Annotated in this window: 10 protein-coding genes; 6 read left to right on the top strand and 4 right to left on the bottom strand. The window is 33.5% G+C overall.

Annotated elements, in window-relative coordinates:
• Positions 1-9: 9 nt before the first annotated feature.
• The 3 genes from RB618_RS01460 to RB618_RS01450 form a co-directional block, all read right to left on the bottom strand.
• Positions 10-1,461, bottom strand: a complete 1,452-nt coding sequence (locus RB618_RS01460) for a hypothetical protein (RefSeq protein WP_308067170.1) — start codon at positions 1,459-1,461, stop codon at positions 10-12.
• Between the two features lie 5 nt (positions 1,462-1,466).
• On the bottom strand, positions 1,467-2,036 hold the full coding sequence (locus RB618_RS01455) for a YceI family protein (protein WP_308067169.1): 570 nt from the start codon (positions 2,034-2,036) through the stop codon (positions 1,467-1,469).
• A gap of 303 nt (positions 2,037-2,339) precedes the next feature.
• Positions 2,340-2,900 carry a YceI family protein gene (locus tag RB618_RS01450; protein ID WP_308067168.1) on the bottom strand — a complete coding sequence of 187 codons (561 nt, stop codon included), beginning with the start codon at positions 2,898-2,900 and terminating at the stop codon, positions 2,340-2,342.
• Positions 2,901-3,262: 362 nt separating this feature from the next.
• On the opposite strand from RB618_RS01450, the gene rlmN reads away from it, so the two are divergent.
• On the top strand, positions 3,263-4,309 hold the full coding sequence (gene rlmN, locus RB618_RS01445) for a 23S rRNA (adenine(2503)-C(2))-methyltransferase RlmN (protein WP_111284635.1): 1,047 nt from the start codon (positions 3,263-3,265) through the stop codon (positions 4,307-4,309).
• Positions 4,310-4,478: 169 nt separating this feature from the next.
• On the opposite strand, the gene RB618_RS01440 is transcribed toward rlmN, so the two are convergent.
• Positions 4,479-5,342: a hypothetical protein gene (locus RB618_RS01440; protein ID WP_308067167.1), complete on the bottom strand. Its 864-nt coding sequence runs from the start codon at positions 5,340-5,342 to the stop codon at positions 4,479-4,481.
• Between the two features lie 160 nt (positions 5,343-5,502).
• Here RB618_RS01440 and RB618_RS01435 point away from each other — a divergent pair, with 160 nt between their 5' ends.
• The 5 genes from RB618_RS01435 to dnaG all read left to right on the top strand — a co-directional run bounded on the left by RB618_RS01435 (position 5,503) and on the right by dnaG (position 11,790).
• A complete protein-coding gene (locus RB618_RS01435; RefSeq protein WP_111377266.1) occupies positions 5,503-6,480 on the top strand; it encodes a polyprenyl synthetase family protein in 978 nt (325 codons plus the stop codon).
• Positions 6,481-6,683: 203 nt separating this feature from the next.
• Positions 6,684-7,244 (top strand): RNA polymerase sigma factor, encoded by a 561-nt coding sequence (locus RB618_RS01430; RefSeq protein ID WP_308067166.1) that lies wholly within the window; start codon positions 6,684-6,686, stop codon positions 7,242-7,244.
• On the top strand, positions 7,231-7,956 hold the full coding sequence (locus tag RB618_RS01425) for a hypothetical protein (protein ID WP_308067165.1): 726 nt from the start codon (positions 7,231-7,233) through the stop codon (positions 7,954-7,956). The genes RB618_RS01430 and RB618_RS01425 overlap by 14 nt, the downstream gene beginning before the upstream one ends.
• A gap of 38 nt (positions 7,957-7,994) precedes the next feature.
• A complete protein-coding gene (locus RB618_RS01420; protein ID WP_308067164.1) occupies positions 7,995-9,590 on the top strand; it encodes a hypothetical protein in 1,596 nt (531 codons plus the stop codon).
• A gap of 127 nt (positions 9,591-9,717) precedes the next feature.
• The gene (gene dnaG, locus RB618_RS01415; RefSeq protein WP_308067163.1) at positions 9,718-11,790 is read left to right on the top strand and encodes a DNA primase; all 2,073 of its coding nucleotides are present in this window, start codon (positions 9,718-9,720) and stop codon (positions 11,788-11,790) included.
• The last annotated feature ends 54 nt before the right edge of the window (positions 11,791-11,844 follow it).

Raw genomic sequence — 11,844 nt, 5'->3', positions numbered from 1 at the left:
TTTTTTACATTAGAAAGCAATTGTTGCTTCAAATACTAGACCTTCAAATTTACCACCATAAAAGTTGTTTAGGTTTCCAGTAGCAGGATCTCCTGTAAATTGTGAATAATCTTTATATTTTTGATTAACGTAGTTTAATTTAGCTAAGATGTTTTTGGTCATAAACCAGCCAGCACTTGCTTCAAATTTATCTACGGTAACCTTTTTAGCGTCAGCATTAGATAATTTTCCAGATACAGTATTGTATTTTCCTCCGATATAGAATTGTTCAGTTCCTCCAAATCTGTAAATAAGCTCTGAAGCATATTGATTAGCAGTACGTTTATCGTCTGTACCAGCTTTATCTCCTCCTGAAGCCAATTCTATTGTTCCGAAGAATTCAAGTCCTTTATATTTTACAAAAGGGTTAATCATGTATGTAGTAGCCCAATTTTTGAAATTAGGGTTGAACGTTGCCTCCGGAGTAGATGTTTTACTGAAACTAGTAGGAACATCAGTAGTAGTTGTTGAAATAACAGTACCATTAGCATCGGTCTTAGTAATAGTATTTTTATAAGCGTTATTATTCAAAATACCCCAATAACCAAATCCTGATCTATTAGCAGAATAAATGTTTGCGTTGCCAAGATTTGCATTATGGTAATAAGAACCAGTTAATCTTACTCTTAAATCTTCATTAAGCTGTTTATCATAACCAAGTTTAGCTAAGATTGAAGGGCTATGTGTTGTATTAGCATTTGGTCCATTAGGATAAAAAACTTCTTCGTTACTTTGATTTAAATTGCCATTTGTAACACCAAGCATACTTACCAATCCTTTTCTGTTGTAGTAAACTTCCATACCCATTTCTGTAGTGAAAGAATACATAATGTTGTTTCCAACAAACGCATTTTTTATTGTATTACCATTATCAGAACCTCTAAAGTGAGCATCACCAAAATTGTTCTCCATTTGTCCGATTTTAATGGTAGCATATTTCATTACATCAGCCAAGAAGTCTTTTTTGATGAAGTCTAACTTGTCAATTTGTAAGTATCCACCTTTTACATAAGAATCATTGTGGTGTCTTGAAGCTAAATAAACATCTAAATTTACTCTTACTCCATCAAACAATTGAGCACCAATATACATATCAGCAGCAGGAAGAGTAAAATTGTTCTCAGTATTCATTAAACGATACCCTGTAATTGATCTAGTGGTAGTCCCAGTAGGCGTAGTAGTGGTAGTCGTAATGGTAGCAGGTTGGTTGTTGAATGAATTTGTTGCTTGGAAATCCATATTGAAAGCGCCACCAACATCAATACTAAGACCTTTAAATTCTCTATTGTCTTTTTGTACGTCGAAAACGTTGATACCGTCTTTTCCTCTAGAGATTTGATTTTGCATATTTCCAAAACTGACCTGTGCCTGAACAGCAAATGTGCTGATTAATGTGACGAATAGAATATAAATTTTCTTCATGGCGTTTATAAATTAAAGGTTAAATTGAATTTTATTGTTAGGTCTTGACCTGTTTTTATTGTTCCAAGCATTGCCGTTGGCGATTTCATTCCGAAATCTGTAAAAGTGATTTTGTTAGTTCCTTGAAGGTTTAAACCATCTTTTGTAACCGTTGTTTTTACAGTAGTTTTGTAAGCTTTGCTAACTCCGGCAATGGTGTAAGTTCCTGTAAGTTCCCAAGTTGTTTCGTTTACTTTTTCAGCAGATTTAAGAACATATTTAATGTTTTTGTTTTTATCTGTTTTTAAAGTTTCGTAAGCCACTTTATCCATGCTTTTTTTCTCGCTTTTTACGCTTTCAGCCAAAAGAGTTACGGTCAAAGCATCAATATCTGTTAGTTTTCCGTTAGCAATATTTAGAGTTGCTGTTCCGGTTCCAGAAGCAGACTTCATTTCCCAGTCGTGAAGTGTAGAAGTACCTGCAACAGAAAAAGTTGATTTACCATCTAGGGCATATGATTTTTGTGCTGTCGCAAATGTGCTGATTCCTAAAAAAGCTGTTACAATAGCGAAAAGTTTTAATGTATTTGTTTTCATTTTTGTCATGTTTATATTGTGAAAAAATAAGTTAATAGTCGGCCAGTTTCTATTTAGTACTAAGAATGTTGTTTTAACTTGTATCAAAGATCCTTCTATAAGTCAGCTTTATATATGATAAAAATCATTGTTAAAATTTTATTAAATAGGTATTTAATAACTACAACGTTTTCATTTTTTATAGCATCGATAACTAAAGCAAAAAGGAAGGTTTGATTTTGTTAAATTGATATTTTTTAACATTTGGTTAGAATTAGCAAAAAGTTAAAAAAGGGGGCTTCTTTAACATTTTCGGTAAGAACTCTAACTCAAAATAATATTGAAGATTACAGTTAAGTCCTTTCCTGCTTTTACGACTCCAAGAGCTGCTTTAGGAGGTGTCATTTCAAAATCTCCAAAAGTAATTTGATTAGAACCTTGCAGAATGAAACCTACTTTACTTGCGGTTACTTTTACCTGAGTTTTATATTCTTTGCTTACGCCGGCAATTGTGTAAATTCCAGTTAGGTTCCAAGTGTTTTCATCAATTTTTTCAGCAGATTTTAGAACATACTCAATATATTTATGTGTTTCGGTATCCATGGCTTCATAAGCGACTTTGTCCATGCTTACTTTGTAGCTTTTTAGGCTTTCTGCCAATAAAGAAACAGTCAAGCTATTTATTCCTGCAAGTTTAGAATCTTTAACCATTAGGCTTGCATTTCCTGTTCCTTCTGTAGACTTCATTACCCAATCGTGTACGGTAGAAGTTCCCGCTACTTCAAAAGTTGAGTTTGCAGCTACACTATAATTTTTTTGAGCATTTGCCTGTAATGCCATTGTTGTAAAAATCACTGTCAGTAAAAAGGATTGAATTGTTTTCATGTTGATAAAGTATAGGTTAATCATTTAAATAAGAGGAAGCTTTAAAATTCAGTTAGTGGTTAATGAAGTAGTGGCTTCCTTTATTTCTTAGACCAAAATTATCGCGCGCGTGAAGAAAAAGGAATGATAAAAATCATGGCGAAAGTTTTATTAAATTGTTATAGTAAAGAGTGCGAAGCCTTGTTATTCCTAGGGATTTGATTTTGTAAAATAAAATTAAGGGTTAACTGTTTGCTTGTTAGGTTGTTGTGTTCTTTGTCGAAAAAAATCAACATCATTTTTTGATCGGCTTTTTTTGAGGTTTAATTAAGAATGAATGTAAAAACCAAACAAAAAATGACAAAAGTGATTAACTTTGCAGCATGCAAATGGAGAAAAAAGACATACGAGCCTTATCAAAAGACCAGCTTCGCGATTTTTTTGTTGAAAATGGAGATAAAGCTTTCCGCGGAAATCAGGTTTATGAGTGGTTATGGAGCAAAGGTGCTCACAGTTTTGAAGACATGACAAACGTAGCAAAAGCTACAAGATCAATGCTTGAAAATAATTTTGTAATCAATCATATTAAGGTTGATACCATGCAGAGAAGCAGTGACGGAACTGTGAAAAATGCCGTTCGTCTTCATGATGGACTTGTGGTTGAATCGGTTTTAATTCCGACAGAAACAAGAACTACTGCTTGTGTTTCTAGTCAGGTTGGTTGTAGTCTAGATTGTAATTTCTGCGCGACAGCAAGATTAAAAAGAATGCGAAATCTAGAACCGGGCGAAATCTACGATCAAGTTCTAGCTATCGATAAAGAAAGCCGTTTATATTATAATCATCCACTTTCGAATATTGTTTTTATGGGAATGGGAGAGCCTTTAATGAATTATAATAATGTCATTAAAGCGATTGACATGATTACATCAGAAGAAGGCTTAGGAATGTCTCCGAAACGAATCATGGTTTCGACTTCAGGAATTCCGAAAATGATCAAAAAAATGGCAGACGACGATGTGAAGTTTAAACTGGCAGTTTCTCTGCATTCAGCAATAGACGAGACACGTGCCCGCATTATGCCTTTTAGCAAAAACTTTCCTTTAAAAGATTTACGAGAAGCTTTAGAATATTGGTATAGAAAAACCAAAAGCAAGATTTCATACGAATATGTAGTTTGGAAAGGAATCAACGATGATAAAGCTTCAGTTGATGCTTTGGTTAAGTTCTGTAAATATGTGCCTTGCAAAGTCAATCTGATTGAATATAATCCAATTGATGATGGCGAATTCCAGCAAGCTTCAGAAGAATCGATTATGGCCTATATAAAAGCATTAGAAAATATTGGAGTGGTAGTAAAAGTAAGAAGAAGTCGAGGTAAAGATATCGACGCAGCTTGCGGACAATTAGCGAATAAAGAAGCAGAATAATATTTGCTAAAAAATATTCCGTTAGGAATATCTCGTTGGTAGAAAAAAATATTCATAATGATAATTATGTCCCATAGGGACATTTGATTGGTTTTAAACGATAAAAAAAGCATTAAAAACAAGATTTTTTTCTCGTTCTTAATGCTTTTTTCTTGGACAAAAAGGATGCTTATTTTTTCAAATCTACTTCTTCAGTAACACCATCTTTGGTCACTTTTGCAAGAGTATCGCATTCTCCGTTTCCATAATCTATAGTTGCCGAAGCGCCATTTTTTGTAATAGAAACAATTCCTTTTACAGCAATAGATTTTCTGCAAGAAGCGTTAAATTCTAAAGGAGTTGTGATTTCTGCCGAAAAAGTATCACCGTTAGGAAAAGTTGTCGAACCGCTTCCTGTTACAACAAATACGTTATCATCCCAATCAAACCATGTGTCATAGCCAGAAGTCATTTCTTTTACCAAAGTTCCTTTTCTAGAATAAACTTTTCCATCATCAAAAGTAATCGTTAAATCTATGGCGGCTGTCGAAACTGGGTGTGGCGTTACCAATAAACTGGTTTCTTTAATCGTTCTAATGATACTTTTGCTTCCCTGAATTTTTTTGCCGTTATGATAAAATCCTTCAAAAGTATAGCTGATGGTTTGTGTGGAAGAAGTAAAATCGTTAGAAAAAGAAACAACCATTTTTCCTTTGACGGTATTTCCGTTATTCAAAGTACAGCCTTCAACACCAAAATCGACCGTTTTTGTCCAAGTATTATTGGTTAAAACTGTAGTAATTGTAGCGCAGCTTGGAAGATAATTTTTTATAGGTCCGCTTGGTTTTGAATTTACGTTAAGCTGAGAACTAAACTGGTCTTCAGCAATATTAGTAACGTCCTCTACCGAAGCGTCGATTTTAGAATTAGCTACAATTTCGTCGTTTGTAATCTTAGCTGTTGATCCGTCATTTGTTTTTTCATCAGAATTGCAGCTAATGAAAAAAGACAATGTAATTATACATGTTCCAATTAATAAAAATTTTGTTTTCATAAATAAATAGTTTTGGGTTTTCTTTTACGTTAATGAATTCAAATCAGTATTAGTTAGAGCTATTTTTGGTGGGGTTTTTTAGGTTTAGACATAAAATATTACAATCGTAACCTAAAATACACAACGTATTTTTATTTAAAATAGTATATTTGGAGTCTAAATGAATATTACGTCTCAAATAAAGCAGCCCATTTTTAACGAGATGGAACTTTTCGAAAAAAAGTTCCATGAGTCGATGACTTCCAAGGTTGCGTTATTAAACCGAATCACTTATTATATAGTAAACCGCAAGGGAAAACAAATGCGTCCGATGTTTGTTTTTCTTACTGCAAAAATGGTTTCTGGCGGTACTGTAAACGAAAGAACCTATCGTGGAGCTTCGGTAATCGAGCTTATTCACACCGCAACTTTAGTACATGATGACGTAGTAGATGACAGCAATCGCCGTCGCGGATTTTTCTCAATCAATGCGCTTTGGAAAAACAAAATTGCCGTTTTGGTTGGAGATTATTTATTGTCTAAAGGTTTATTGCTTTCTATAGATAATGGCGATTTTGATTTATTGAGAATTATTTCTGTAGCCGTTCGCGAAATGAGCGAAGGAGAATTGCTTCAAATAGAAAAAGCAAGAAGACTTGATATTACCGAAGATGTTTACTACGAAATCATCAGAAAGAAAACGGCAACGCTTATTGCCGCTTGTTGTGCGCTTGGCGCGAAAGCTGTAATAGAAGACGATGCTCAGGTCGAAAACATGCGTAAGTTTGGTGAGCTGATAGGAATGGCTTTCCAGATCAAAGATGATTTATTTGATTATAGCGAAGAAGCTATCGGAAAACCAACCGGAATCGATATTAAAGAGCAAAAAATGACATTGCCTTTAATTCATGTTTTAAATACTTGTACTCCGCAAGAAAAAAAGTGGCTGATAAACTCCATCAAAAACCACAACAAAGACAAAAAACGCGTAAAAGAAGTTATTGCTTTTGTAAAAAACAACAATGGTTTGGCTTACGCCGAAAACAAAATGGTGCAATTCCAGCAGGAAGCACTTTCTCTACTTCAAAACTTCGAAGATTCAGAATACAAAGACGCTTTGACTTTGATGGTGAATTATGTTATTGAGAGAAAAAAATAATCTTTTTTAATTAGATAATCAGAAAATTTGTCAATTTGATAATTGATTTACTTTGTTGTAAATCAGTAATGTATTTCTTGTGGTTGGAATTTGGATTTTTTTATTGAAATTTTTCAAACCAGATGCAACCATTTCAAATCGACAATCGTCTATGCTAATAGAAGTCTGTTTCTAAAACCAAAACCAAACCGAAAAGCTTATTAATGAAAATTATTTCGTTACATCAAGAAGAAACTAAAATCATAAAGCTGGCTGTCGAGAACAATCGTCAGGCTCAGCAGCAGATTTACAGTAGGTTTTCTTCTAAAATGTTAAGCGTATGCCGTCAATATATAAAGGACATACAATTGGCAGAAGATGTAATGATAACGGCTTTCATGAAAGTGTTTACGAATATCAAAAACTTTGAACACAAAGGAAGTTTTGAAGGCTGGATCCGCCGAATTATGGTTAACGAATGCATTTCGTATTTAAGAGTTCAGAAAAAAGTAAAATTTGCCGAAGACGAATTTTTTGTTGAAGAAAGTTTTAATGAAATCGATAGCCAATTTACCGTAGAACAGATCCAATATTTAATTGATGCTTTGCCCGATGGCTATAAAATGGTTTTCAATTTATACGCGATTGAAGGTTACAAACATAATGAAATTGCTAAGATGTTAGGGATTAATGAAGGAACATCGAAATCGCAATTATCGCACGCTAGGAAAATGCTGCAAACACAAATTACTATTTTAAAAAAACAAGATAATGGAACCGAATAATTTTGAAAAGGATTTCCGTGAAAAACTAAACCAACGTGAGATTGAACCAAGCAACAACGCCTGGGATCGATTGGATGCCATGTTGAGTGTAGCAGAAGAGAAAAAGCCAAAGAAAAACAGAAAATGGCTGTATATAGCAGCAAGTATTGTGGGGTTTTTATTGGTTGGTACAATTTATTTTAATCGTTCTGAAATTGTAGAAATAAAAAAGGATACACCAATAGTCTTAGAGCAAAAAATAAATAAAGACACTTTAAATGCGGTAGGAGTAAATGAAGACGATGTCATAAGTGTTAATAATCATAATCCGAAACCAATAACGAAAAATGCTTCGGCTGTTGTTGATATTCATAATCAAAACAAGAATTCAAAACAGCTTGAGAGCAATGTAGAGCTTTCGGTTAAAAATGATTTAAAAGAAGATAATGCGATAGTTAATTCGTTTGAAAATAAGAATCACCAAACTGAGAATAAAAGCAAATACATTTCGGCAGAACAATTATTAGCAGAAGTCAATGGTAAAGCGGATACAAAAGCTACTGACGAAATAATTAAAAAAAACAGAAAAGCGGTTTCTGTAAATCCTAATGATTTGCTGCTAAATGCTGAAACAGAATTAAATCAATCTTATAGAGAGTCAGCGCTAGATAAATTTAATAAAAATTTGAAGGCTGTAAAAAGCGCTATAGCAAATAGGAATTACGAAGAATAAATAAAAAATCATCAATCATCAATCAAAAAACGAAAATCATGCAAAAAATTATATTAATTGCAATGATGATAGTTGCTATGGCAACTAAATTATCAGCACAAGAGAGTGGCAGTTTTAAAAAAGTTTTAGACTGGTCTTATTGGCAACATGAACCTGTAAAATATGAAATGAATTTTGAGAAAGATCCAGAATCCGCTGATCAAAATATCTTTACCATAAAATCAGTTCAAAGTAAAATAAAAGGTTTTGGCAGTCTTGGAAAGTCCGCAAAATCTGAATTATATCAGGATAAAACACTTAAAATGACTGCTTATGTAAAGACCGAAAACGTAAATTCTTGGGCGGGACTTTGGATGCGTGTCGATTATTATTCTGCTCGTGTGCTTGCTTTTGATAACATGCAGAACAGGCCTATAAAAGGTTCAACTGATTGGACAAAATATGAAGTTGTTCTATTTGTTCCAAAAGATGCAACATCCATTACTTATGGAGTTTTATTAGATGGGCCTGGGAAAATTTGGTTTAAAGATGTAAAGCTAGAAGTAGTTGATGATACTGTTCCAGAAACTGGGTTAAATAAAGGACGTGAGCCTAAAGAAATTCCATTTGAAGTAAGAGCAAAAGCGATTGCTGACCAAATTAAAAAAATAACAGAGGATGAAAAAAAGGCTTTAAAAGTGGAAGTGGATTCATTAGATAATGAAGTTTCAAAAGGAAAAATTTCTAAAGAAAAAGCGGAAGAGCTTAAATTGAATAAAGCTAAAGTTCACGCTGCTAATATTGAGACAAATGTCACTATCGAAGAAAATAAATTAAGTCAATTGGTTCAAGATAGAGTTGATGGAAAAATTGAGGCCGAAGATGCAAATAAAAGAAAAGGGACAAAAATTATAATTGGCGATTGCAATGATTGTGATAAAGGAGACCAAACAATCATTAATCTTACTTCTATGAAAGTGTATCACGGGCAAAAAGATGTTGATAAACGCCAATCAAAAAGAACTACGACTCAATTTGTTTTTGCTTTTGGAGTAAATAATTTAGTGACTGATAGCCAAGTTGCGCATTCAGATTTTAAGTATTTGCAATCTCACTTTTATGAATGGGGGGTAACTGGGAATACTAGAATTTTTAAAGAAGATAATTTGCTGCATTTTAAATACGGAATGTCTCTGATGTATAATAATCTGCGAGCTACAGATGATCGCTATTTTGAAAAAAATGGCGCACAAACCGATTTAGTGACGAGCCCCGTACATTTAGACGAATCCCGATTTAGAAATGTATATGTAATGGTGCCATTACATTTGGAGTTTGATTTTACTAAGAAAGAAATTCGAGATGGCGTTAATTATTTTAAATCACATAAAAGTGCCAGATTTGGTATAGGAGGTTATGCCGGATTTAGAGTGAAATCAAAACAAATTTTATGTTTTGAAGATGCGGTTGGAAATGATGTGAAGCAAAAAACAAAGGGGAATTTTAATGTAAATGATTTTAATTATGGACTTAGTACATATGTTGGTTACAAATCAACAAGTTTGTATTTGAAATATGATTTGCAGCCTTTATTTGAAAAAAACAGTGTTGATCAAAATAATATTTCTTTGGGATTGCGCTTCGATTTCAATTAAATATAAAATTAAGTTTAGTTAGTAAAAGAGCATCTTTTTTGAGATGCTTTTTTGATTTAAAATGATTAAAAATCCAACAAGATTTGCGTATTTTTGCAAGCTCTCAACTTTTAAAATTTAGTATACATTGATTTCACAAAACACCATTGATTCTGTTTTTGAAACTGCTCGAGTAGAGGAGGTTATTGGCGATTTTGTGAATTTAAAACGCGCAGGAAGTAATTTTAAGGGGTTGAGTCCGTTCTCAGATGAGCGTTCGCCATCGTTTATGGTATCGCCCGCAAAAGGAATCTGGAAAGATTTTAGTACAGGAAAAGGAGGGAATTCTGTTAAATTCTTAATGGAACATTCACAATTTACCTATCCAGAAGCCATTCGATATTTAGCTAAAAAGTACAATATCGAAATTGAAGAAACCGAACAGACAGAAGCAGAAAAAGCAAATACAGATATTAGAGAAAGTATGTACTTGGTTTCTGAATTTGCAGCCAAATATTTTCAGGATGTTTTGGTTAATTCTGAAGAGGGAAAAGCGATCGGTTTATCTTATTTTAAAGAAAGAGGATTTACCAACGAAACCATTAAAAAATTCAATTTAGGATACTCTCCAGAAACTTGGGATGCTTTGACGAAAGAAGCCCTTGGGAAAGGTTATAAATTAGAATTTTTAGAAAGTACAGGTTTAACAATTCCGAGAGAAGACCGTCCGTTTGACCGATTTAAAGGTCGTGTGATGTTTCCAATTCAAAGTATGTCGGGCCGTGTTTTAGGTTTTGGAGGGCGTATTTTAACCAATGATAAAAAAGCTGCAAAATACCTGAATTCGCCGGAAAGTGATATTTACCATAAAAGTAAAGTCCTTTACGGAATTTATCATGCCAAACAATCTATAGCGAAGCAAAACAACTGTTATTTGGTAGAAGGTTATACCGATGTGATTCAGTTCAGTCAAGCTGGAATAGAAAACGTTGTGGCTTCGTCTGGAACAGCTTTAACACCAGATCAGATTCGTTTGATCAATCGTCTTACTAGGAATATCACCGTTCTTTTTGATGGTGATGCAGCCGGTTTGCGAGCAGCCATTCGAGGAATTGATTTGATTTTGGAAGAAGGTATGAATGTTCGTGTTTGTTCTTTTCCTCAGGGAGAAGATCCAGACAGTTTTGCGCGTAAAAATTCGCACAGCGATTTAGTCGCTTATTTAGAAAATAATAGTAAAGACTTTATACAGTTTAAGGCTTCGATTTTAATGGGCGAAGCTAAAAACGACCCGATAAAAAAGGCTGATCTAATTCGTGATATGGTTACGAGTATTTCTAAAATACCAGATCGCATTCAACGTGAGGTTTATATTCAGGAATGCGCACGTATAATGGATATTTCGGAGCAGGTCTTAACGAGTACTTTGGCGCAGCTGATTCAGAAAGATATAGCTGACGCTAATAAAAAGCAGAAACAAGAGCAAAAGCCTTTTGAAGTAGTTAGAAATCAGCCTCCGCAAGCAGGTACGTTTTCAGGTGGAGATCCAGAAGATCCAAGAACTGGTCCGCCGGAAGGTTATGATTATCCTGGAGATTCAGGTTATTATCCGCAAGAGCAAAATCAAAAAGTGGATATTTTATATGGTTTTGAAAGAAAGGTTATTGAGATATTATTATTATACGGAAGTGTAGTAGAAAATTTTGAAGATGTTTTCTTAAAAGCTGATGAAGAAGGAAATGTAAAAGAGGTTTCGGAAAAAAGACAATATAAAGTATTCGAAAAAATATATTTAAGTCTTCAAGAAGATGAAGTGCAGTTGTCAAATATTTTGTTTCAGAATATTTACACAAACATCATTGATTTTTATAATCAAAATGAGACATTTAGTTTAGATAAATATTTGATGCATTTGGAGCCTGAATTTGCTCAGGAAGTTACCAATATTTTAATGGAAGATGAAAGATTGACCATTCATAATTGGGAAGGGCAGAATATTTTTCCAAAGCATAAAAGCGAAACTATCGAGCAGAATGTTTCTGATACCATATTTTCTATGCGATGGTATTTGGTTTCGGGAATTATTGCAGAATTAAAGAATTCTCTTTTAACCGATCCGCAAGATGACAACTCAGAAACTTTGAGTATGGTTATTGATTATTCAAAATTACTGAATAATTTTTCTAAGAAATTAGGACGAGTAGTGGTGCCTTATCACTAAAAAAAATATTAAAAATGAAAAAACTCTATCTCATTTGATAAATCAAAGCAGATA

It is taken from the genome of Flavobacterium sp. LHD-85, from assembly GCF_030929595.1.
GTDB lineage: Bacteria > Bacteroidota > Bacteroidia > Flavobacteriales > Flavobacteriaceae > Flavobacterium.
The sequence above is the reverse complement of the archived record's forward strand: the minus strand, read 5'-3'. Positions and strand labels throughout refer to the sequence as shown.